This window comes from Dermabacter sp. HFH0086, assembly GCF_000413375.1.
In the GTDB taxonomy this organism is placed as follows: Bacteria; Actinomycetota; Actinomycetes; order Actinomycetales; family Dermabacteraceae; genus Dermabacter; species Dermabacter hominis.
The window spans coordinates 1,033,243-1,054,998 of the sequence record NZ_KE340308.1 but is presented as its reverse complement, the minus strand read 5'-3'; the positions used below and the strand labels follow the sequence as shown (position 1 = coordinate 1,054,998).

General features: G+C 64.2%; 18 protein-coding genes, 1 tRNA gene and 1 riboswitch. Of the genes, 8 read left to right on the top strand and 11 right to left on the bottom strand.

What is annotated here, in order from left to right; genetic code table 11:
- Positions 1 to 9: 9 nt before the first annotated feature.
- From HMPREF1484_RS04550 to thiM, 5 genes are all read right to left on the bottom strand, one after another.
- Positions 10 to 2,079, bottom strand: a complete 2,070-nt coding sequence (locus tag HMPREF1484_RS04550; RefSeq protein ID WP_016663844.1) for a prolyl oligopeptidase family protein — start codon at positions 2,077 to 2,079, stop codon at positions 10 to 12.
- A 58-nt stretch (positions 2,080 to 2,137) separates the two neighbouring features.
- Positions 2,138 to 2,836 (bottom strand): TenA family protein, encoded by a 699-nt coding sequence (locus HMPREF1484_RS04545; protein WP_016663843.1) that lies wholly within the window; start codon positions 2,834 to 2,836, stop codon positions 2,138 to 2,140.
- A 2-nt stretch (positions 2,837 to 2,838) separates the two neighbouring features.
- Entirely contained in the window at positions 2,839 to 3,681 is an 843-nt protein-coding gene (gene thiD / locus HMPREF1484_RS04540; protein ID WP_016663842.1) for a bifunctional hydroxymethylpyrimidine kinase/phosphomethylpyrimidine kinase, read from the bottom strand.
- Between the two features lie 49 nt (positions 3,682 to 3,730).
- Complete coding sequence (thiE, locus tag HMPREF1484_RS04535) at positions 3,731 to 4,426, bottom strand: thiamine phosphate synthase (RefSeq protein ID WP_016663841.1); 696 nt, start codon at positions 4,424 to 4,426, stop codon at positions 3,731 to 3,733.
- Positions 4,423 to 5,301 carry a hydroxyethylthiazole kinase gene (thiM, locus tag HMPREF1484_RS04530; protein ID WP_051120622.1) on the bottom strand — a complete coding sequence of 293 codons (879 nt, stop codon included), beginning with the start codon at positions 5,299 to 5,301 and terminating at the stop codon, positions 4,423 to 4,425. The genes thiE and thiM overlap by 4 nt, the downstream gene beginning before the upstream one ends.
- Positions 5,284 to 5,396: riboswitch (TPP riboswitch) on the bottom strand. It overlaps the preceding gene by 18 nt.
- Positions 5,397 to 5,505: 109 nt before the next feature.
- Here thiM and HMPREF1484_RS04525 point away from each other — a divergent pair.
- On the top strand, positions 5,506 to 6,501 hold the full coding sequence (locus HMPREF1484_RS04525) for a hypothetical protein (RefSeq protein ID WP_016663839.1): 996 nt from the start codon (positions 5,506 to 5,508) through the stop codon (positions 6,499 to 6,501).
- A 79-nt stretch (positions 6,502 to 6,580) separates the two neighbouring features.
- Here HMPREF1484_RS04525 and HMPREF1484_RS04520 read toward each other — a convergent pair whose 3' ends face one another.
- The 4 genes from HMPREF1484_RS04520 to HMPREF1484_RS04505 all read right to left on the bottom strand — a co-directional run bounded on the left by HMPREF1484_RS04520 (position 6,581) and on the right by HMPREF1484_RS04505 (position 9,918).
- Positions 6,581 to 7,504: a Bax inhibitor-1/YccA family protein gene (locus tag HMPREF1484_RS04520; protein ID WP_016663838.1), complete on the bottom strand. Its 924-nt coding sequence runs from the start codon at positions 7,502 to 7,504 to the stop codon at positions 6,581 to 6,583.
- Between the two features lie 77 nt (positions 7,505 to 7,581).
- Positions 7,582 to 8,961 (bottom strand): MFS transporter, encoded by a 1,380-nt coding sequence (locus HMPREF1484_RS04515; RefSeq protein WP_016663837.1) that lies wholly within the window; start codon positions 8,959 to 8,961, stop codon positions 7,582 to 7,584.
- A gap of 63 nt (positions 8,962 to 9,024) precedes the next feature.
- Positions 9,025 to 9,732: a YggS family pyridoxal phosphate-dependent enzyme gene (locus HMPREF1484_RS04510; RefSeq protein ID WP_016663836.1), complete on the bottom strand. Its 708-nt coding sequence runs from the start codon at positions 9,730 to 9,732 to the stop codon at positions 9,025 to 9,027.
- Positions 9,733 to 9,845: 113 nt separating this feature from the next.
- Positions 9,846 to 9,918 (bottom strand) — tRNA-Leu (locus HMPREF1484_RS04505).
- Between the two features lie 43 nt (positions 9,919 to 9,961).
- On the opposite strand from HMPREF1484_RS04505, the gene HMPREF1484_RS04500 reads away from it, so the two are divergent.
- Positions 9,962 to 12,184, top strand: coding sequence for a helicase-associated domain-containing protein (locus HMPREF1484_RS04500; RefSeq protein ID WP_016663835.1), 2,223 nt, complete (start codon positions 9,962 to 9,964; stop codon positions 12,182 to 12,184).
- A gap of 91 nt (positions 12,185 to 12,275) precedes the next feature.
- Here the strand turns inward: HMPREF1484_RS04500 and gndA are convergent, their stop codons facing one another.
- A complete protein-coding gene (gene gndA / locus HMPREF1484_RS04495) occupies positions 12,276 to 13,736 on the bottom strand; it encodes an NADP-dependent phosphogluconate dehydrogenase (protein ID WP_016663834.1) in 1,461 nt (486 codons plus the stop codon).
- Positions 13,737 to 13,899: 163 nt separating this feature from the next.
- Here gndA and HMPREF1484_RS04490 point away from each other — a divergent pair, with 163 nt between their 5' ends.
- From HMPREF1484_RS04490 to HMPREF1484_RS04470, 5 genes are all read left to right on the top strand, one after another.
- Positions 13,900 to 14,748, top strand: coding sequence for a hypothetical protein (locus HMPREF1484_RS04490; protein WP_016663833.1), 849 nt, complete (start codon positions 13,900 to 13,902; stop codon positions 14,746 to 14,748).
- Positions 14,741 to 16,414 (top strand): DNA repair helicase XPB, encoded by a 1,674-nt coding sequence (locus HMPREF1484_RS04485; RefSeq protein ID WP_016663832.1) that lies wholly within the window; start codon positions 14,741 to 14,743, stop codon positions 16,412 to 16,414. Before HMPREF1484_RS04490 ends, HMPREF1484_RS04485 begins: the two co-directional genes overlap by 8 nt.
- A 114-nt stretch (positions 16,415 to 16,528) precedes the next feature.
- Entirely contained in the window at positions 16,529 to 17,086 is a 558-nt protein-coding gene (locus HMPREF1484_RS11775; RefSeq protein WP_016663831.1) for a lipopolysaccharide assembly LapA domain-containing protein, read from the top strand.
- A 73-nt stretch (positions 17,087 to 17,159) separates the two neighbouring features.
- Positions 17,160 to 17,879, top strand: coding sequence for a response regulator transcription factor (locus tag HMPREF1484_RS04475; RefSeq protein ID WP_016663830.1), 720 nt, complete (start codon positions 17,160 to 17,162; stop codon positions 17,877 to 17,879).
- Positions 17,880 to 17,881: 2 nt separating this feature from the next.
- Positions 17,882 to 19,393, top strand: a complete 1,512-nt coding sequence (locus tag HMPREF1484_RS04470; RefSeq protein WP_101686645.1) for a HAMP domain-containing sensor histidine kinase — start codon at positions 17,882 to 17,884, stop codon at positions 19,391 to 19,393.
- On the opposite strand, the gene HMPREF1484_RS11220 is transcribed toward HMPREF1484_RS04470, so the two are convergent.
- Complete coding sequence (locus tag HMPREF1484_RS11220) at positions 19,386 to 20,228, bottom strand: RNase H family protein (RefSeq protein ID WP_016663828.1); 843 nt, start codon at positions 20,226 to 20,228, stop codon at positions 19,386 to 19,388. The genes HMPREF1484_RS04470 and HMPREF1484_RS11220 overlap by 8 nt on opposite strands.
- A gap of 124 nt (positions 20,229 to 20,352) precedes the next feature.
- On the opposite strand from HMPREF1484_RS11220, the gene HMPREF1484_RS04460 reads away from it, so the two are divergent.
- Positions 20,353 to 21,354 carry an LLM class flavin-dependent oxidoreductase gene (locus tag HMPREF1484_RS04460; RefSeq protein ID WP_016663827.1) on the top strand — a complete coding sequence of 334 codons (1,002 nt, stop codon included), beginning with the start codon at positions 20,353 to 20,355 and terminating at the stop codon, positions 21,352 to 21,354.
- Positions 21,355 to 21,756 lie beyond the last annotated feature (402 nt).

Sequence of the window (21,756 nt, the reverse complement as noted above, 5' to 3'; positions counted from 1 at the left end):
ACGCTCGGTTTATTTCTTTCCGACGGTTGCCCACAAGAAGGCGTGGACCAGTGCGTTCATGCGTGCCGCTTGCGCGTTGGACGCGGCGCCGCCGTGCCCGCCTTCGATGTTTTCCCAATACTTGACGGGAGCGCCGAGCTCCTCGAGCGCTGCCGTGAATTTGCGGGCGTGGCCGGGGTGTACGCGGTCGTCGCGGGTCGAGGTGAGCACGAAGGTGGGCGGGTACTCCACGTCATCGCGCAGCAGGTGGTACGGGCTGAAGGTCTTTATGAAGTCCCAGTCATCGGTGTCGGGGTCGCCGTATTCGGCCATCCAGCTCGCTCCCGCGAGAAGGTGCGAGTAGCGCTTCATGTCGAGAAGCGGCACCTGGATGACGACCGCACCGAAAAGCTCGGGGTACTGCGTGAGCATGTTGCCGGTGAGCAGGCCGCCGTTGGAGCCGCCGCGAACGGCGAGGTGCTTCGCGTCGGTCACACCACGATCGATGAGGTCGCGCGCCACGCTCGAGAAGTCTTCGTAGACCCTGTGGCGGTTTTCTTTGAGTCCAGCTTGGTGCCATGCGGGCCCGTATTCGCCGCCACCTCGAATGTTCGCGAGCACGTACACGCCGCCGCGTTCGATCCATGCCTTGCCTGTCGCGCCGAGGTAGACCGGGGTGAGGGAGATTTCGAAACCCCCGTAGCCATACAGCAGGGTGGGGCGGGGTCCGACGGTGGCCTCAGCCTTCGCGATCTCGAAGTACGGGAGGCGCGTGCCATCTGCACTGTCAACGAAGTGCTGGGTAACGGTGACGTCGCTCGCGTCGAAGCGTTCGGGCGTCGTTTTGATCGTCTCGATTTCGCCCGCACCGCTGCCCTCGCGGATCCCGTCAAGGCTCGCGAGGCAGAGGGTTGCGGGCACGTGGAAGTCGTTGCGGGTGATCCACACGTCGTTGTTCTCGTCGGAATCGACGGCGGCCACGTAGAGCGAGCCCGTGAGTTCGGGGTAGAGATCCTCGCGCTCCCAGCTGCCATCGCCGTTTTGATAGTGGGCGACCAAGCGATGCTTGACGTCGTCGAGGACGGTCACGACCAGGTAGTCCCTCGTGATCGTAAGACCGTCGAGCGAAGTCGTGGGGGTGGGGTCGAACAGGACGTCAAAGTCGCGGTTTCCCGCCATGAAGGCGTCGAAGTCGCACGCGAGCAGGCTGCCGGCGGCGTACGTGTGGCCTCCCGTCACCCATTCGTTGCGCGGCCTCAGGATCGCGAGGTCGCGGTGGAAGCTCACGTCGATGTCGCTTGGGACGTCAACTTTGAGAAGCTGAAACTCGTCGCCTTCGCGAGCCACGGCATACGTGGTCGAGGTGTAGAAGGTGTGCATGACCGTGACCCAGTCACGCTCGAAGCCGGGGGTCTGGTCGTGGCTTGGGTAGACGAGCATGTCCTGCGCATCGCCCTCGAAAACAAGGGTGGCGTCGGAAAGAGCCGTGCCGCGTTTCCACACGCGCGCCTGGAGCGGGTGCCCAGAATTGCTTCGCGTCCCCTCGCCGAAGTCGGTGCCGACCCACACGGTGTCTTCGTCGATCCACGAGACGAAGCCGCGCGCTTCGGGCCGCATGAAGCCGCCCTCGCTTTCCGGCACGAAGCTGCGGGTTTCGAGGTCCCATTCGCGCGTGACGTCGGCATCGCTTCCCCCGTGCGAGAGGCTCACGAGGAAGCGGCGATAGGGCGCGCCTTCGGCGGGACGCAGCGCGTGGGCGCCGTGCCACACCCAGTCCTCGCCTTCGGCGACGTTGAGGGCGTCGACATCGATGAGGGTTTCCCACTCGGGGTTCTCGGTGCGGTAGGAGTCGAGGGTCGTGCGGCGCCACACACCGCGCTCATGCTCGGCGTCGGTCCAGAAGTTGTAGAGGAAGTCGCCCCGCTTAGTGACGCCGGGAATCCGATCACTCGCGTCGAGGATCTCGAGGATTTCCGCTTCGAGTTCAGCGGTGAGCGGATCGGCGTCGAGATCCTTTTCAGTGCGGGCGTTGCGCTCGCGCACCCAGGCAAGCTGTTCGTCACCGGTGATGTCCTCGAGCCACAGATGCGGATCGCTCATGGTGTCTCCTCTTTCCCACTGCGGTGATGTGTTCTGGAGCAAGCCTAGCCGCGCCAGCTCAAATAAGGATGCGCGCCTCAGGTTCGTCCATGGGTTGAGTCCAAAACAGTTCCTCGAAGCGAGTGGCCTGCCGGAACGCTTCGATCGCGCGTTCGCGTTCGGCTTCTCCCGCAGCATCGCACGCTTCTTCGACGAGCTGCACTGCCTCTCGAGAAATCCGTGTAAACGTTTCGTCGGCGTACGCCTCGACCCACGTGCCGTAGGGGTGCCCCTCGAGCGCGCCCTTGCTTGCGTCAAGAACGGCAACTCCCGATTCGGCATAGATCCAGTAGCACGGGAGCACGGCGGCGGCGGCAACCGCGTACGTGTCGTAGGTGGCGCTCGCGAGCAGGAAGTTGCTGTAGGCCGCGGTGTGCAGGCTCATCCCCAGCCCTTCGACGCGGTGGGCGGCGAGGATGTCGTTCGTGAAGAGCTCTTCCTGCATCGCCTTTTCTTCGGCGATGGCGCCGACGGCTGACTTCGCCCAGAAGCGAAGCTCATCTGCCCCTGGCGCCTGGCGAGCGATAGCGGTCATCGTCTTTTGGTACGCGACGAGGTACTGGGCATCCTGCTGGATGTAGAACGTAAATTTTTCCGGATCGAGCGTGCCGGCGCCGAGTTCGGCGAGGAACGGCAGGGCGTCGATGCGCGCACGGATGTCTGTGGTTTCCTCCCACATCCGGGCGGTGTGAGCGCCTGCGGGTTCGATGAGCGCCATGGTTAAACTCCCTGAACGGTAATGAGATGGTTGGTGGGGCCGTGGCCGCTCTCGGGCATCTTCGAGAGCTCCCATTCCTTCGCGTGAAGAATCGCGCTTTGGAGGAACTCGCGTGCACTTGCCACGACGCCGATGTCGGTCGCGTCGGCACCGCCCGCCACACGCGCGTACTGCGCGGCGATGGCCGACGAAAGGGTGCAGCCGGTGCCGTGCGTATTGCGCGTATTGATCATCTCGCCCGTGAGAACGTCCACGACGTTGCCGAGCTGCACGAACACGTCGACGAGCGCGGATCCGCGAAGATGACCGCCCTTGACGAGAACTGACTTCGGGCCGCGATTGATGAGTTTGAGGCCCTGCTCTTTCATTTCTTCTTCGTCGGTCGCCGGGTCTTCGCCGAGCAAGAGCGCGGCCTCGGGGATGTTGGGCGTGAGAACGTCGGCGAGCGGGAGGAGGCGATCACGGAGAATCTCCATGGCGTCCTCCTCCATCAGCATGTCGCCCGAGGTCGCCACCATCACGGGGTCCAGCACGATCTTGCCGAAATCGCTGCGGCGCTCCTCGATGACATCCGCGATGACCTCGGCAACTTCGGCGTTAGGAATCATGCCGATCTTCGTGGCATCGACGTAAACGTCGTTAAGCAAAGTCGTGAGTTGCTCGCGTACGAAGGAGGCGGGGGGCGTAAACACGGCGTCCACGCCCTGCGTGTTCTGGGCGGTGAGCGACGTGAGAACGGCGCAGCCGTATGTGCCGAGCGCCGTAAACGTTTTAAGGTCTGCCTGGATGCCGGCGCCGCCGCTCGGGTCGCTTCCGGCGATCGTCAGTGCAATGGGTGGGCGCATGGTGTTGTCCTCCTTGAAAACAGCTCGCGTATGAATCGGGCTGAAGAATTTAGAGCGGCTGGTTCATCACGAACTCGCGGCGCAAAAACGTCGCGGAGGTCGCGGGGTCCTCGGATCCGGCGAGCGCCGAAACCACGCAGATACCGTCACAGCCCGTGGCTGCGACCTCGCTCGCGTTGCGAATCGAAATACCTCCGATCGCGACCGCCACGATACCGGCCTCGTGTGCACGCGCGGTGAGAGAAGTGAGCTGCTCAAGCCCCACGGCGGGGTCGGTATCGGTCTTCGTCGCGGTGTTCCAGATCGGGCCGATGCCTACGACGTCGGCGCACCCCTCGACAATCACCGCCTCCAGTTGCTCGGCGTTCGAGACGCTCACGCCGATGATCGCCTCGGCGCCGATCAGTTCACGCACCTGGGCGGCGGGCATGTCGCCCTGGCCAACGTGAACGTCGAGACCAAGCTCTCGAGCGGCCTCCACTCGGTCATTGACGATGACCGTAATCTCCCGACCGTGCTGCTCCCCCACCTCACGGGCCACGTCGCGCACCTGGCGCGCGAGCTCGACAAAGGCGTCGTCATCGAGGTCCTTGTCGCGCACCTGGATTACGTGGGCGCCGCCCTCGATCGCTTCGGCAACCTGGGCGGGTACCTTATTGGCGCCGCCCGCCATCGCCGAATCGGTCACGAAGTAGAGCGCCCAATCGGCTTTCGCCGCGCGCTCGCGCGAAGCGGAGGTGTTCACGCCGACGCCTCGCTTACGGTGACGCGCGAGGCGACATCGGCGCCGCTCAGCTCATCGAGCGCATCGATCCACGCAACCGCGAACGAACCGGGATGCTCGGCGCGCTCACCAGCGAGCTGGCCAGCGGCACCGAAGTGCGCGTGGGCCGTGAGCACCGCGAGGGCCTTCGCATCGATGGGGGCGCAGGTGGCGTCGGAAAAACGAGATTCGAGCACGGGCGCGATGCTCACATAACCGGCCATCGTGGCGCCGAGCGCGCAGCCCGTACCGATCACGCGCGGCATGAGGTCGTGGCCGGACTCGAGCCAGAGCGCGCGGATGTCGCCTTCGCGGTCCCACACGATGAGGTCGCGCTTGCCGGAGACGGCAACGACCGCGCCCGTGCGCTCGGCGAGGGATGCGGCGGCAGGCAGGGCGTCGTCCACCGAATCGGTTGCATCCACGCCACGACCACCCCCGCCGAGGCCCGCGAGCGCGGAAATCTCCGACGCATTGCCGCGGATCGCCGTGGGCGCGAGTTCAAGCAGGCGGTGCGCGAGCGACGTGCGGACCTCGAGCGCACCGATCGCCACGGGATCGAGGACCCACGGCACGCCCGCCTTCACAGCCGCCTCTGCCGCGAGCGGCATCGACTCAACCTGGTGCGGCGCGACCGTGCCGGTGTTAATCAGCACGCCGCTCGCAATCTGGGCGAACGTGGCAGCCTCACCCGGGTGATCGACCATCGCGGGAGCCTGGCCCGTGGCGAGCAACACGTTCGCGGTGACGTTTTGAACGACCGTGTTCGTCAAGCAATGCACGAGCGGTGCGGCCTCGCGCATGGCGTTTACGGTTTTGTCGATGCCGGCGGCGTATGACTGTGTCACGAGTGACATCCCTTCGCAGGTAGGTTTCCAGAGCAGGTTCGACGGGTTTGATCTCAGCCCCTCAGGACCCGCAATCGGGCCCCGGGACACCCCGAGTCACGTCGTACAACCCTATCGCTACCTGGGTCGACACCTTCTGAAAGCCGCCGCAGCCAAGGAGTGTGAGAATAAGAGCGGCGACATGAGACGTTGGCGAAAGGGAAAGGGACGCGCGTGAGCACACCCGATCAGAGCGACCCGGGCCAAGAGAGCCCGCACGAGCCTCGCCTACCCGACTTCTCGACGGGCTCGGCTGGCACGGGCGGCGGAAGGTCCGACGGCTCCGGGGCAAGCGGTGCTTCCGGGTGGGCAGACGATCCTAGCGGGGCCCTCAACGCCCAGGTAGGCGACAGCAGTGAGGAAAGCAGCTCACGCAAAGTGGTCATCGGCATCGTCATTGGCGGTATCGCGCTCATTGCCGCCCTGGGCCTTTTCGTCTCGCAAGTCGCAATGCGAAGCATCGAGAAAGAACCCATCGCCAAAGAAGGCTCGACCGTCGGCGTCAACACTCAGGGCGACCCCAACAACAAGGAAGAGCAGCCCACGCCAGCCGCCCCGAACGAGCCGCCACCCGAAATCTTCACACAGGCCCCCACAACACAGTGCCTCATGTCCTCGAAGCCGACGGTATCGCGCACCCAGAGCGGGAACACAATCAAGGGCGGCGGCCTCGAATACACGGTTCCCAAGAACTGGGACTCGGAGTGGTACCAGAACGAAAACGTGCCGTACCTCTACGACACGGGCGCCTATTCGAAGCAAGTCGAGTCGTTTTGGTACAGCGTCGTCACCGTGGGCCGCATCGAGTGGCAAGACGATGTCGAGGGCCCCTACCCCGGCACCGAGCAGATGGCCATCGCCATGTTCCAGTGCTACGCCACGCACTTCAACGTTGTCGAGCAATTCGGCGACAACCCGAAGATCACGAACTACACGAGCAAATCGACGACCGTCGACGGAAAGCCCGCGTGGATCGTCCAGGCAACCTACGGTTTCGACCCGAAGTCGAAGGGGATACGGCTGCGCACCACAAACGCCTCGATCGTCACCGCGATCGTCGTCGAGACTCCCAAGGGGCCAAGCGCACTCGTCTCCGACGTTGCCGCCGACCACCCCGAACACGTGAAGGGCCTCGAAGAGGCTATCGCCACCCTCAAGGTCACCGAGTAAGCGTCGGACCCGCAACTCCCCGAAAATGACGCCGGCCCGAGCCCCTCACGGGGCCCGGGCCGTTTCTTGCTGTGCGTGGTTAGTTGTCGCGCAAGATCGCGAGGATGCGGAGGATCTCCGTGTACATCCACACCACGGTCACGGCGAGGCCAAGGGCCGCCGTCCAGGCATAGGCCTTGGGGGCGCCGCTATCGACACCGTTGCGGATCACCTCGAGATCCATCACGAGGCTGTAGCTCGCGAGCGCCACGGCCACCAAGCCGATCACGACGCCGAGCATGCCCGTGCGGAGGTTAGTCACGCCGAGGAGGACGAGCACGAGGTTCACGAGCGTGAACACGAAGTAGGCACCGAAGGCGATGAGGAACATCTTCGTGAGCTTCGGGCTCGTACGCAGCTTCCCCATGCGGAAAAGAACGGTGATCGAGCCGGCGACGGCGAGAGTGCCAATCACGGCCTGGAGCACGATGCCCGGGTAGACCGTCTCGAAGAACAGGCTGATGCCACCGAGGAGCAGGCCCTCAAACACGGCGTAGGCGAGGGTGACCCACATGCTCGGCGTCTTCTTGAACGCGTTCACGAGAACGGTCACGAAGCTTCCGATAGCGCCAACGATCGCGGCGATCGACGCGAAAGCGAAGCCGATCTGGCGGCCTTCCTCCGTTCCCATCACGAGCGCCGTGACAGTCGGGAGCATCATGATCACGAACGCGACGGCGATGATCACGCCGAAGGTCGCCGTGATCGCATTCATGGTGTTGCGCCACGTCATGCGGCCCGTGTCAAAGCCGGTTGCGGCCGGGCGGTTGTACATGGCTTCAAGATCGGCCGGGCTGTAGCCGCCCTGCTGGGATTGGGGAGCCTGGTAGCCCGGCGCCTGCTGCTGAGGCTGGCCCCACTGCTGCTGGGTGCCCGGGGCCTGGTTGTACTCCGGTGCGGGAGCATAGCCGCCGGAATTACGGAAAGCGGGGCTGTTGTTCAAGATTGCGTTGTTTCGCGCCACAGGGTGTCCTTTTCTCGAGGGCATCGCTACGTGCCCACAGTCTAGTTACGGTTAATCCAACGACTTTCAGGGACGCGCTATTCCGCGCGGTGATGCGATTCGAGATAGGCATCGTCGGCCTCGAGCGCGACGCTCTCACCCGCCGCACCTGCCGCAATCGCCACCATCTCTCCCGTTTGCGTCCGCAGAATGCTCACGCCGAACGTCGTATCTTCGCTCTCGTCATTGAGGGCGTTGATGTCATGCACGCCATCGCGATCGATCCACAGACCCGCGAACGTCACAACCATGCCGAACAGGGCGAGGCCGCCCGCGAGGTAGAGCACCGCGGAAAACCCGAAGCCGGCGCTCAGAATGAATCCACCGAACATGACGCCGAGGGAGTTCGCGACATTGAATGCGCCGTGGTGTGAGGCGGCCGCGAGGGTGACGGACTTGCCGGCGTTCGTCATGAGCCACGCCTGCATGAGCGGGCTCGTGATCGAGCTCGTCGCACTCACGAGGAACACACCCACGCCGAAGCCCACTGGGTTTTCTCGCAGCGCAATGAGCAGTATGAACATCAGAATAAAGATCGGGAACACGATGAACAGACTCGCGCGGTAGGACCAGTCCGTGAGGTGCCCCGCGATCCAATTGCCGAGCGTCATACCCGCACCCGCGAGCGCGAGGATCACGGGGATGAGCAGCTTGTCGATACCGGCAACGCTCACCGTGACATCGGCGATGTATCCGTACATCGCGAAGAAGCTCGTGAAGCCCACGCATTCGATCACGAGGACCATCCACATGCGTGGCTGCTTAAACGCCCCGAGTTCGTCTTTGACGCTGCGCCCCTTTGGAGCTTCCTGCGGCGGGATCGCGAGGAACAGCAAGAGGATCGACAAGGCAAACACGCCCGCCACGATCCAGTACGCGGTTCGCCACCCGAGCTGCTGGCCGAAGGCCGTGAGCAGCGGGACGCCAAGCAGGTTGGCGACCGTGAGCCCCATCAGGGCAAGCGCAATGCCCTTGCCCTGGTTACCCGGTCCCATGACGTCGGCGGCGAGAAGCGCCGCTACGCCAAAGAAGGCGCCGTGCGGAAGGCCCGCAAGGAACCGCGCTGGAATAAGCAGGCCGAAGACGGGCATCGACGCCGACAGCACCGACCCCACAAGCAGCCCGAGCGCGAGCAGCATGATGAGTTTTGGCCGGGCGATCTTCACGCCGAGAAGCGACACCGTGGGGGCACCCACGACAACGCCGAAGGCGTACGCGCTCACCGCCCAGCCGGCCTGTGCGATGGCGTGCTCGGGATTCACGGCCATTTGCTCGGGAAGCAGCGAGTGAGCGATGTCAGGCAGGATGCCCATCGACACGAACTCGCTCGAGCCGATACCGAACCCGCCGATCGCGATCGCGAACAGGGCGAATGCACGCTGAAATGGCGTCAGGGTGTCGTAGGAAGTGGGGCGCACGAGAGTCCTTCGCGGGAGATGACGGGTGGGCCGATCCGCTGCGCGCCCTCGGGCCCGGATGCACTAGTGAGAATAGTCCCTCGGGCCGAACACTGCCGAGCCGACGCGAACAATAGTGGCGCCTTCCTCGATCGCGATCTCAAGATCGTTACTCATGCCCATCGACAGCTCCTTGACAGCCTCGATGCCGAGACCGTCGCGAAGCTCCCTCAACTGGCGAAGCGAGCGACGAATCTCCACCTCGTCGTCCGTGTTCGTGCCGATTGTCATGAGGCCCTCGAGCGCGAGCGAGTCACTTTCGGCGCAGCGCTCGGCGACCTCCCTGAGAACACCGAGGTCCGGCTCGTAGCCACCCTTCGACTCCTCGCCCGAGGTGTTCACCTGGATGAGGACTCGCTGCACTTTCCCGTCGTTCGCCGCGCGCTTCTCAATGCTCGTCAGTGCACTTTCGCGATCGATCGAGTGGACGAGATCCGCAAAGCGCGAAATGTCGCGTGCCTTATTAGACTGGATCGTGCCGATGTAGTGGCGCATGACTCCGGCCTCGTGCAGATCCTCGAGCTCGGCATGCTTGGCGAACTCCTGCTGGCGGTTCTCGCCCACGTCCACCTTGACGCCTCGCTTCTCGAAGAGCTCCACGGCCTCGCGAATCTCTTGAGCGGTGCGCGTCTTGGTCGCGAGCAGAATTAGGAGATCATCCATCGACCGCCCGCCGCGTGCAAGCGCCGCTTCAATCCGTGGTAGAAGTTCGTCGATCTTTTCGCTCATCATGTCTTTTCGCGTCCCTTTCGCCGTCGCTCCATGCACGGGCCATCGACTCTGGTGGCCCCATACAACCGTCATATCACGGCGGCGTGCGCGAAAGACGGGACCTGGATACGTCGCACCCCCAGTGGGACTCGAACCCACACTGAAAAGATTTTAAGTCTTCTGCCTCTGCCGTTGGGCTATGGGGGCATTGCCCGAAGGGCCCCTCCATCCTAGGGGATAGGCTGAAGGCATGGCCCGCACTCTTGCCGACGCCTTGAGAGAGTTCGATGACGCACGACTCATCGAGCTGTTAAACGCGCGCCGCGATCTCACCTCTCCCATCCCGCTTGGCATCGCCCCGCTCGCCGCGCGCGCCACACAGCCCGGCAGCGTCCACAGGGCACTCGGCAGTCTCGTTCTGCCCGAGCTACAACTCGCCGAGGTCTTTGCCGCCTACGCGGGGCCCGTGAGCCCGGAACAGCTCGCACGAGCCGTGAGCACCTCGACCGAGCAGATCGCGCCGCACGTGTACCGGCTCGCGACGCTCGGCCTCGTGTTTACGGATGAGAGCGGGCGCTCGCTTGTTCCCGTGCGCGCCCTCGCCGAGGCCCTCCCCCACCCCGCTGGCCTCGCCCCTCGCCTCTCGAGCGACCCGTCGCCAGATGAAGCCCGCACGATCGTCGAGGATCTTCCTGATTCACTTCGCGAAGTCGCCCACTCGCTCGCCTTCGCCCCGGCGCGTCTCACGGGCTCGCCGACCTCATCACTCGCGAAGCAGCTCTCGTCGGCACGTCTCATCACGAACGTCAATGGAGCCGACGGCCCTCGCCTGCTCATCCCACGCACCGTCCATCTCGCCCTTCGCGACGGCATCGTCCACCGCACTTTCGCCCACGCCCCCACCCCGGGCCCCGAAGCCGCACCCGAGCGCTTCGAGGGCGCCCGCGACGCCCAGGCCATCGAGGCGGCACTCGAGGCGAGCCGCATCGCGCACACGATCAGCACGTGGCACGCGGATCCACCGTCGGTCCTCAAACGCGGCGGTATCCCTCTGCGCGACGCGCGCCGCCTCGCCGCCGCCGCAGGCACGAGCCACGAGACGTGGACGAGCGTCATCCACGCCGCATGGGTCGGCGGGCTCATCGGCAACGACGGCGAAACGTGGCAGGTCACGCGCGAGTACGGGGAGTTTTCCGACGCTTCCCCCGCACGCCGCTGGGCCGACCTCTGCTCGGCGTACGTGCGCTCCAACTACCTCGGCGCGCTCGCCGGGACGCGCTTCGGAGAAGTCGGCCTCGACGGCTTCGCCCAAGGGGAACCTCGCACCGGCGAAACTCCGCGCGCTGCGCTCTCGGCAAGCGTCGGAAGAAAAGGCGTGAAAGTGCGCCGGCGCCACATGCTGCGCCACCTCGCGGACTACCCCGAGCGGGAAGCGAGCGCGGCGAGTCTCGCGGAATCGCTTGCGTGGGCGTTCCCCACGGTGCAGCGCGCAGCCCTGATCGAGGAGGCGTATGCCTTCACGCGAGAGGCCGAGGCATTCGGTCTCGTCGTCGACGGTGTGCCGAGTGCCCTCGCGCCCGCGGCCCTCGAATCGCTCTCGCTCGAGGAAGTGGCGGCACTCGACGTTCTCGAAGCTGCGCTCGACGAGAAGCTTCCCGAACCCGTCGACCATATCTTGCTTGACGCGGATCTCACCGTGACTGTGCCCGGCCTGCCCTCTGCGCGGGTCGCGGCGGTACTCGAATGGACCGAGGTCACGTCGCGCGGCGCCGGGGTTGTGGCGCGCGTGACCAGCGAGTCGATCGCGCGAGCACTGAGCGCTGGCGGCTCCGCCGATGCCCTCATGGAAGAGCTCGCGGCGCTTTCGCTCACGGGGGTTCCGGACGTGCTCGCCTACCTCGTGCGGGATGAGGCACGCAAGCGTGGCCAGGTCACCGTCGGCCCCGCGACCTCGTTCATCACGGGCGAGGAGGAACACCTGGATCGACTCATGGATTCGAGCGAGGCGCTCCGGCTCGGCCTCAAGCGACTCGCCCCGACCGTCGTGATCTCGAGTGGGGATCCTGGCTTCGTGATGGGGTCGGCGCGCGCCGCTGGCCTCGCACCTCTTGCCGCGGGCGGTCGTGGCGCGGCGGTGGATGAGCGCACACTCGGTTCGGTGCGCGGTGGGCCCGTGGGGCTTGAGCTGGAGGCCGACGGTCGCGAGCAGGTCCTCGATGTCGAGCCTTCCGAGGCGGTCGCGCGCATTCGCGCTGCCGATTCGGGGCGCCTGGAGGAGGTTAGCGTTCCTCAGCGCTTACTCGCGGCGATTGCCGAGGAGCGCGAGGTTCAGATCGGCATTGTTGACGGCCGCGGCAGCACGCGTGTGCTGCGGGTCGAGCCGCTCGCGCTCGAGGGCGGGAGGCTGCGTGCGCGCGATGTGGAATCGGGCGAGGAGTTCACGGTGCTGATTCACCGGGTGCTCCTGCCGTAGCCCTTCCCTACTTTGTGAATTGCATAGGGGTTGTGGGGGTTTCGTTGCGGCGAATAACCCCCGCAACCCCTATGCAATTCAGGGGAAAGAGTCAGTCCTGACGGGTCTCCGTGCGGTCACCCGTCCACTCCACGTGGTACGAGCCCTCCGCATCCACGCGCCGGTAGGTGTGCGCGCCGAAATAGTCGCGCTGCGCCTGCACGAGGGCCGCGGGGAGACGCTCGGCCCGCACCGCGTCGTAGTACGCAAGGGTCGAGGAAAACACGGGCGCCGGAATTCCGACGGCTGCCGCAAACGCGACGATGCGACGCCACGCGGGGATGCACTTCGTAATTTCGGCGGTGAAGTACTCATCGGCAAGGAGCAGCGGAAGCTCGGGGTTACGCTCGTAGGCCTCGGTGATGCGGTTGAGGAAGCCCGCGCGAATGATGCAGCCGCCGCGCCAGATGCGCGCCATGTCACCGAGCTTGATGTCCCATTCGTATTCCTTGGCGCCGGCCTTGATCTCGTCGAAGCCCTGGGAGTAGCTCACGAGTTTCGCGGCATACAGCGCCTGCTGGAGGTCGCTGATGAACTGCTCGGCGTCGTCGATCCTGATCGTCTGCGTCTCGCCCTTGAGGACGGCACGTCCGGCCTCCCGCTGCTCCGTGCCACCCGAGGTCGAGCGCGCGAAGGTCGCTTCGGCGATGCCGGTGACGGGGATGCCGAGGTCGAGGGCCGTCTTCGACGTCCATGCGCCGGTGCCCTTCTGGCCAGCCTGGTCGAGGATGATGTCGACGAACGGTTTTCCGGTCACGTTGTCGGTGTGGGTGAGCACGGCCGCAGTGATCTCGATAAGGAAGGAGTTGAGGTTGCCCTCGTTCCACTTCTCGAAAACCTTGCCGATCTCGGGGGCATTCATGTCGAGCGCCTTGCTCATGAGGTCGTAGGCTTCGGCGATGACCTGCATATCGGCGTATTCGATGCCGTTGTGGACCATCTTCACGAAGTGGCCGGCGCCGTTCTCACCAACGTGGGTGCAGCACGGGACGCCGTCCACATGGGCGGAGATCTTCTCGAACATCGGGCCGAGACGGTCGTAGCTTGCCTTCGACCCGCCGGGCATAATCGAGGGGCCGTTGAGGGCGCCTTCTTCGCCGCCGGAGACACCCGAGCCGACGAAGTGGAGGCCGCGCGCACGAAGCTCCTGCTCGCGGCGCACAGTGTCGGTGAACAGAGCATTGCCGCAGTCCACGATGATGTCGCCCTCGTCCATGCGGGTCGCGAGCTCTTCGATCACGGCGTCGGTGGCCTTGCCGGCCTTGACCATGATGATCGCGACGCGGGGCCTCTGAAGCGAGGCGACGAATTCGTCCATGGTTTCCGCGGGCACGAACTCGCCGTCCTGACCGTGCTCAGCAATCACACGCTCGGTCTTTTCCACGGAACGGTTGTGAATCGCCACTTTGAATCCGTTGCGGGCAAGGTTACGGGCGAGGTTCGAGCCCATGACCGCCATGCCGGTCACGCCGATGTCGGCGACAGAATGGGGGGCGGGATCAAAGTTGGCCATGCTCGTGCGGCTCCTTCGGTATATGGGACTGTGGCGCAAGGTGGCGCTCGTTCACGAACAGTCTAAAAGCCTGTGCTGTGTACAGCCCCGATACGCAATAATGGGGGCCGACGGTCCCGGTCTTAGCATCGGGGTGCCATAAGCCGACCAGAGGAACAAGAGCATGACGGATCCGTACACCCCATCTCCTGGGACGTTCAGTAACCCATCAACGAACCAGCAGCAGTACCAACAACCCCAGTACTCACCTCAGGGGCAGCAGCCGAATGTGGGATACGCCCCGGGCGGCGCTTATGATGGCCCCGCCCCCGGCACCGACGTCGGCAACGACATCTCGAAGTCGTTCTCGTGGGCGTGGCAGGCCTTCACAAAGAACTGGGTCGCACTTGTCGTTCCCGGTGTGATTTGGGGAGCCATCTACCTCTTCATCCTTGCGGTGTTTTTCGTTGGCTACTTCGCTTCGATCGCGGCCATGGCCAACGCTTTCGAATCGAGCGAAAGTAACGGTACGGACGCCCTGGCTATCATCATTTTCATCCTCGTCATGTACGCCATCATGATCCTCATCCAGCTTCCGCTCGCCGCGTGGATGAGCGGCGCTGCGAGGTCGGCTGGCCTCGTGGCGCGAGGGCAAACCCCCACCATCGGCAATGGGCTCTTCCACTGGAAGACCTTCTTCACCTACATTCTTTACGTCATCCTCTCGTTCATCTCGATCATCATTCCCCTCATAGGCCCGCTGGCCTGCATGTTCTTCTTCTCGCTCGCGCCGCATCTCTCAGCGGGGCGCGACGCGGGACCGATCAGCGCCTTCAAAGACGCAGCGAACAAGGCCCTCGCGAAGCCCGCGCACGTGATCCTCACCTGGCTCGTGACCTCTGCTCTCGCTTTCGTCGTCACCATCACGGGAATTGGCATGCTTCTTATTCCCGCGGTGCTACCCTTCATGTCGCTCTTCTCCATGTCGATGATCAACCGCATCGAGGGCAAGCGCCCGGCCCCCGTTGTCTAGGGCGGGGAGTGCGGGCACAGGCGCTCTCATCGTCCAATCCGATAAATCGATCCTTCTCGAGGTTGCCCACCCGGCGGCAGAAGAAGCACGCGCGTCGATCGCGCCATTCGCTGAGCTCGAGAAATCGCCCGAGCACGTCCACACGTATCGGCTCACGAACCTGGGGTTGTGGAATGCGAAGGCTGCGGGTTTCGATGCGGAATGGGTCGTCGATGCCCTCCTCACGCATTCGCGTTTTGCCGTTCCCAACGCGCTGCTCGTGGACGTCGCCGACACGATGGAGCGCTACGGCGTTCTGAGCCTCCACAACTCTCCCGCGCACGGCCTCGTGCTCCTCGCGAAGGATCAGACGATCCTGACGGAAGTTCTGCGCTCAAAGCGCATCGCGCCGCTCGTGGGGGAACGCATCGATGACACGACGGTGACTGCTCACCCCAGTGAGCGCGGCGCGCTCAAGCAGCAGCTCCTCAAACTGGGGTGGCCCGTCGAGGATCTCGCGGGTTTCGTGGACGGCGAGAGCCACCCGATTGCACTCACGGATTCCCCGAGCACATGGCAGCTTCGCCCATATCAGCGCGAGGCGGTTGAGCACTTCACGAAGGGTGGCAGCGGCGTTGTCGTGCTCCCGTGCGGATCGGGCAAGACGACCGTAGGAGCGGGCGCGATGGCGGCGCTCGAGCGCACGTGCCTCGTGCTCGTGACGAACACGGTTTCCGCCCGGCAATGGCGCCGCGAGCTTCTCGAGCGCACGTCACTCACGGAGGGCGAAATCGGCGAGTACAGCGGCGCCAAGAAGGAGATCCGCCCGGTCACGATTGCGACGTACCAGGTGCTCACGTCAAAGCGCCGCGGTATTCATCCCCATCTCGAACTCGTGAGCGCCCGCGATTGGGGCCTCATCATTTACGACGAGGTTCATCTACTTCCGGCCCCCGTGTTTCGTATGACCGCCGACCTCCAGGCCCGGCGACGGCTCGGCCTCACGGCGACGCTCGTACGCGAGGATGGCCGCGAGGGCGAGGTGTTCTCGCTCATCGGCCCCAAGCGTTACGACGCGCCGTGGAAGCTCATCGAGGCGCAGGGCTGGATCGCCCCGGCGGAGATGACGGAGGTGCGCGTCACGATGTCGAGCTTCGAGCGCAAGGTGTACGTCTCGGCGGAGCCGAGGGATCGGCAGAGACTCGCGGCAACGAGCCCCGAGAAAGTCCCCGTCGTCGAGCAGCTCGTTGCGCGACACCGAGGTGAGGGCACGCTCGTGATCGGTCAGTATCTCGACCAGCTCGACGAGCTTGCCGAACGCCTGGCAGCTCCAGTCGTCACGGGCGACACTCCTCTCAAGGAGCGCGAATCGCTTTTTACGCAGTTCCGCGAAGGCGAGATCGACCTTCTCGTCGTCTCGAAGGTCGCGAACTTCTCGCTCGATCTTCCAGAGGCGAGCGTGCTCATCCAGGTGAGCGGCGCTTTCGGCTCGCGTCAAGAGGAGGCGCAGCGGCTCGGCCGGATCGTGCGGCCGAAGCGGGATGGGCGCGCGGCGCATTTTTATACGGTCGTGACGCGCGACACGCAGGACCAGGATTTTGCGCAGAACCGGCAAAGGTTCCTCGCGGAGCAGGGCTACGGCTACACGATCCTTGACGCGCGAGAGCTCAGAGGCGGGAGCGTCTAGCCGCCGCCCGGTTTTCGGCTTGAGGAGGATCCGACGCTTGCACGCCCACGATCCGGCGCTCTTCCGTCAGTTGCCTGTCACCGAATATTTGCTCGAAGCGGGTAGGCTTCACGTATGAACTCCAAGGAATACGACGGTTTCTCCGACTCTTTTCGCGATAGCACGACCGAGGGCGTCACGCGCGTGAACCCCGCGGGTGCGGGCGTGAATAACGCGGGCGCTGCGCCCTCGTCGCAGGCAACACCCAAGACTTCCAGCCTCGATGGAGCCGGGCAGGCGTCGGAACCTCGCACTACCCCGAGCACCCGCAGCGCAAAGGTTGAACCGGCCGCTCGCCCCACCCGGCAGGCGCATCAGCAGCCGATGTCAACCGCTACCCAAGAACAGCAGGCCGAGGCGCACGGGACTCAGCCCGCCCCGAAGTCGCGCATGGCTGTCGTGTGGGCCGCGCTCATCGTCGGCGCGATTTTGCTGATCCTCCTCCTGGTCTTCGTGATTCAGAACAACGTCTCCACCGAGTTCGAGTACTTCACGTGGCACTTCAACCTTCCGCTCGGCGTGGCGATGCTGCTCGCGGCCATCGCGGGGGCGCTCATCATGGCGCTCGCGGGGTCGGTGCGGATGATTCAGATGCGCTGGGAGCTTCACAAGCTCCGCCGCAACCAGAAGTAGCGGTTCGCCACACCCGCCCGAAGTCACAGGGAATATTCAGCAAAAATTCACCTTCGGGTTACACCATTGACCCATGAACACGGAGCAGGAGCAGGACTACGAGGCACGCCTTCTCGTAGTCGACGATGAACCGAACATTCGCGATCTTCTTGCCACGAGCCTTCGCTTCGCGGGCTTCGAGGTATTTGCGGCCTCCAACGGTGCCGAAGCCATCAAGCTGGCGACCGAGAACGAACCCGATCTGATCGTTCTGGACGTCATGCTTCCGGACATCGACGGTTTCACGGTGACGCGCCGCCTGCGCGACAAGGGCCATCACTACCCGATCCTCTTCCTCACTGCGCGTGACGAAACGAAGGATAAGGTCGCTGGCCTCACGGTTGGCGGCGATGACTACGTGACGAAGCCATTCAGCCTCGAGGAGGTTGTGGCTCGCATTCGCGCGGTGTTGCGCCGCACCCACGTTGGCGTGGCCGAGCCGAGCGAAAGCGCGCTCGTCGTGGGCGACCTTCGCCTTGACGAGGACTCCCACGAGGTTACGCGTGCCGATTCGCCGATCGACCTCTCCCCGACCGAATTCAAGCTGCTGCGCTACCTCATGCTCAATGCGGGCCGCGTCGTGTCGAAAACGCAGATCCTCGATCACGTGTGGGATTACGACTGGTCTGGCGAGGTGGGCATCGTCGAGAGCTACATTTCGTATCTGCGTCGCAAGATCGACGTCGTTGGTGAGCCCATGATCCACACGAAGAGGGGCATCGGCTACGTGCTGCGTCCTGCCGATCCGCGCTGACCTTGGCTCAAACCCCGAAGGCCCGCGCCTCCCGGGCCCAACGCCCAGTCTCTCTGTGGACTCGAATTGTCGCGCTCATCGCGCTCGTTCTCGTTTCGGGAACGATCGTGACGGGCGCGCTTTCGCTGTTTCTGCTCAAGCGCACGCTTATCGAAGGGGTGGATGCTGACCTCGCGGCGGCGGTGAGCCCTAGCGTCATCGCGAATCCTCGGCGCAACATTTCGCTCATCACGATGGGCTCGCCGAATGCGCAGTACACGCCCGTGGACTACGTGGTCGAGTGGCAGGATCAGTCCGGTGAGGTTCTGCAGCGAGTGGTGCAGGATTCCGACGGCGACCTGTCTCTCGAGTTTCCTTCGCTCACTCGCGAGGAAGTCATTTCCTTGCAGGGCAAGCCCTTCACCCTCGTCGCGGGCGACCGCGATTCGTGGCGAGTGCGCGCGATCGCGTCGAATGATCCGGATGGCCCCTCGGTTTTCGTGGCGCTTCCGCTACGCAGCGTCGACAAGACGATGAACGAGATGGCGCTCATCATCGTGCTCGTGGGCACGATGGTCGTGCTCGTTGGAGTGGGGCTCGGCGGGTACGTGCTCCACTATGCGCTCGAGCCGTTGCGCGATGTCGAGAAGGCCGCGAAGAATGTCGCGGCGGGCACGCTCGGCACCCGCATTCCCGTGAGTTACTCCTCGCAAGAGGTGCATTCACTGAGCGTCGCCCTCAACGAGATGCTGATCCGCCTAGAGAAGGGTTTTCAAGCGCAGGCTGAATCGCAAGCTGAGGCGCTCGCGAGCCAGTCGCGCATGCGCCGTTTCGTCGCGGATGCCTCACACGAACTTCGCACGCCACTCGCCGCGATTCGCGGCAACGGCGAGCTGTATCGCATGGGGGCGATGCCGAACGAAGAGGATGTCGCACAAGCGATGCGGCGCATCGAGGACGAAGCCAAACGCATGGGTTCCCTCGTCGAATCGCTCTTGAGGCTCGCGCGGCTCGACGAGCAGCGCTCCTTCGACCTTGTGCCGCTCGACGCGTCGGGAATCGTGAAGGATGTCGTGCAGGACTTGCGGGCACTTGATCCCACGCGCGAGGTTGCGATCGTGGATCTCGCGGGGGCTGTGCTCGCGCCCGAGGATGTGCCGCCGCTCGGTGTGCTCGGCGACGAGGCCGCGCTTCGACAGGTCATCGTGAACCTCGTGGGTAACGCGAACAGGCACACGCCGAAGGGGTCACCGGTCGAGGTGGCGCTCGGCACGGACCGCCAGGGGAAGGCCATTATCGAGGTGCGCGATCACGGAGAGGGCATCCCCGCCGATATTCGCGAAAGGGTTTTTGAGCGGTTCTTCCGCACCGACGAGTCGCGCCAGCGCCAGCAGACGCAGGGCGGCGGCGCGGGCCTTGGCCTCTCGATCGCGGCGACGATCATGCAGCATCACAACGGCACGATCTCGATTCATCAGACCGATGGTGGCGGGGCGACGTTCCGCGTGGAGCTGCCGGGAGCCACGCTCAGCTGAGTGCGCTCCACTGCTGATGGAGGATGCGCAACTCGTTACCGCCCCGCACCGTCACGATACGGAACTTCCTACCTGCGGCCTCGAGCACGGTGTCAACGAGGTGGAGGTGGGGGCCTATTTCGCGCGCGGTGACATCGCCGCTCACGCTCACGCCTCGGCCACGCAGCGCCTCGACGCCCTTCGCCCACTCCTCGGCGTTCATTGCGCGCGCGCGTGTATCGATGAGATGGGGATCCTCGCCGAGGCTCGCAAGCGGTGAGGCACTGTCGAGCCACAGGGAACGCTCGAGGCTGGCAGGCGTCGGAATCTCCTCCCCTGCGCCGGGCCGGGCAGCCCCCTGACCCGCACCTGCCCTGCTGGTGGCGCCCGTGAAGCCAGGCCCCTCGTTCGGCGCCGTGCCCTTTTGGTAGGCGGTCGCGGCGGCACGGGCGCGCTCGTCGGCGGCCTCGTTCATCTCGTTGCCCGCATGGCCCTTGACCCATTCAAAGCGGACGCTGCGCCCCTGCATCTCTTGGTCGATCGCCTGCATCAGCTCGACGTTCAGCACGGGCTTACCGTCTTTTTTCTTCCAGCCCTTCTTCTTCCACCCGGGCATCCATGTCGTGACGGAGTTGATGACGTACTGCGAGTCACACAGGATCACGAGGTCTTCGCCCGCGAGGCCGGCCTCGCGGCTCTGGCTGAGCAGCTCACGCACGGCGGTGAGCTCGCCAATATTGTTCGTGCCGTGGGCACTTCCGCCGGCGCTCCAACAGTCTTCGCTCACGTACCAGGCCCAGCCGGTGGGGCCCGGATTGCCGAGTGCGGAGCCATCTGCTGCTGCGGTAATCGTCATGGACATATTTTTTCACAGACACCAGCGGCAGGGCGCGCACGGAATAGAGACGCATGTGCGGGACGTTTGGTGAGAGTCCGACGGTTCCGCGCATCCATCGTGCGCACGTATGTGGAGGTTTCTTATGTCTAAGCGTCCCGACCTGGCAATTCTTGACCTTGTAGGCGTGAGCGAGGGGCAGTCCTTCGCGGAAGCGATCGAAGCGTCGATGAAGGCAGTCGAGCTCGCCGACGAGCAGGGGTATAAGCGGTATTGGTTTGCCGAGCACCACAACACCCTGAATCTCGCCTCGAACGCGACGTCTCTCCTCATTGACCGCGCGGCGTCCCGCACGTCGCGGATTCGGGTGGGCTCCGGCGGCATTATGCTGCCCAACCACGCGCCTCTTCAGGTCATCGAGCAATTCGGCACCCTTACCCAATTCCACGGAGATCGAATCGATCTGGGCCTTGGCCGCGCTCCAGGTACCGATCCGCTCACGGCGCAACTCCTTGGCCGCACGAGCGCCGAACCGGAGGATTTTGCGCGGGCCGTTGCTGATATGCAGGCGTGGGCGAGCGATGACACACTCTCGCGCTACCGGATCGGAGCTTACGTGGCGCAGGGGACGAATGTACCGATGTGGGTGCTGGGCAGTTCGCTTGCCGGCGCTGGCCTCGCGGCACGGCTCGGATTGCCGTTTGCGGTCGCGAGCCACTTCGCGCCGTTCCAGTACAAAGAAGCAATCGCGCTGTATCGCCGCGAGTTCAATGCCGAAGCACCTACCGCGCAAATCGATGAGCCCCACGTGATGGTAGGCGTCAACGTTTACGTTGCGGCAACGGACCAGGAAGCCGAGCGACAGTTCTCGACTCTCCAACAGGCCTTTGCGGCGCTTGGGACAGGCAAGCGTCAGCTCATTCAGCCGCCCGCCGAGATTTCGGCTCTGCTGCCGGCACCCGTGCTCGAGCGCGTGAACGGAGCACTCGCGGTGCGCGCGGTGGGCTCTCCCGCGAAGGTTGAAGCGGAGCTTTCGCGTCTCGCGGAGGAGACCCACGCCGATGAGTTCATCGTGTCGAACTACTTCCACGACCCCGCAGCGCGGTATGAGAGCCAGCGCCTGCTTGCGCAGGCGTGGCTTGGCTAAGGGGCGGACTTACGTCCCTCCCGTCACCCTTTCTCAGATAACGATTTTGTTACCAACGTCGACCGGCGGTGATGGCGTGGCGCGCCCACTAGCCGGGTAGTGCCCTAAAGTAACTTTTAGAATGGTTAACATTAAGCAAATATACGTCTTTCTTTTATGAGTTTTCGACTTTTCCATTCCTGCCCCCAATAGCCCGCACCACATTCTTGCCGACCTTTCATTACAGTAATGATAGGCGTTCTGCGACGCTGCGATCTGCACCTTTGCATGACAGCGTCACGACCAAGCCCCACACCACCACCCACTAACCCGTAACATTGTCGTAACATTTGCTATAGCGCCGCTTCTGGTGGAGACAGCTATCGTCACATCCCGAACACCCCTCCGACCATCACGGTGTCA

What these genes read in the sequence shown, in the direction of transcription:
- HMPREF1484_RS04500 (WP_016663835.1), top strand. Translation starts at nt 9,962, where the DNA reads ATGGCCCGCACTCTTGCCGACGCCTTGAGAGAGTTCGATGACGCACGA.
- HMPREF1484_RS04475 (WP_016663830.1), top strand. Translation starts at nt 17,160, where the DNA reads ATGAACACGGAGCAGGAGCAGGACTACGAGGCACGCCTTCTCGTAGTC.
- HMPREF1484_RS04550 (WP_016663844.1), bottom strand. Translation starts at nt 2,079, where the DNA reads ATGAGCGATCCGCATCTGTGGCTCGAGGACATCACCGGTGACGAACAG.
- gndA (WP_016663834.1), bottom strand. Translation starts at nt 13,736, where the DNA reads ATGGCCAACTTTGATCCCGCCCCCCATTCTGTCGCCGACATCGGCGTG.
- thiM (WP_051120622.1), bottom strand. Translation starts at nt 5,301, where the DNA reads ATGTCACTCGTGACACAGTCATACGCCGCCGGCATCGACAAAACCGTA.
- HMPREF1484_RS04490 (WP_016663833.1), top strand. Translation starts at nt 13,900, where the DNA reads ATGACGGATCCGTACACCCCATCTCCTGGGACGTTCAGTAACCCATCA.
- thiD (WP_016663842.1), bottom strand. Translation starts at nt 3,681, where the DNA reads ATGCGCCCACCCATTGCACTGACGATCGCCGGAAGCGACCCGAGCGGC.
- HMPREF1484_RS04460 (WP_016663827.1), top strand. Translation starts at nt 20,353, where the DNA reads ATGTCTAAGCGTCCCGACCTGGCAATTCTTGACCTTGTAGGCGTGAGC.
- HMPREF1484_RS11220 (WP_016663828.1), bottom strand. Translation starts at nt 20,228, where the DNA reads ATGACGATTACCGCAGCAGCAGATGGCTCCGCACTCGGCAATCCGGGC.
- HMPREF1484_RS11775 (WP_016663831.1), top strand. Translation starts at nt 16,529, where the DNA reads ATGAACTCCAAGGAATACGACGGTTTCTCCGACTCTTTTCGCGATAGC.
- HMPREF1484_RS04510 (WP_016663836.1), bottom strand. Translation starts at nt 9,732, where the DNA reads ATGATGAGCGAAAAGATCGACGAACTTCTACCACGGATTGAAGCGGCG.
- HMPREF1484_RS04545 (WP_016663843.1), bottom strand. Translation starts at nt 2,836, where the DNA reads ATGGCGCTCATCGAACCCGCAGGCGCTCACACCGCCCGGATGTGGGAG.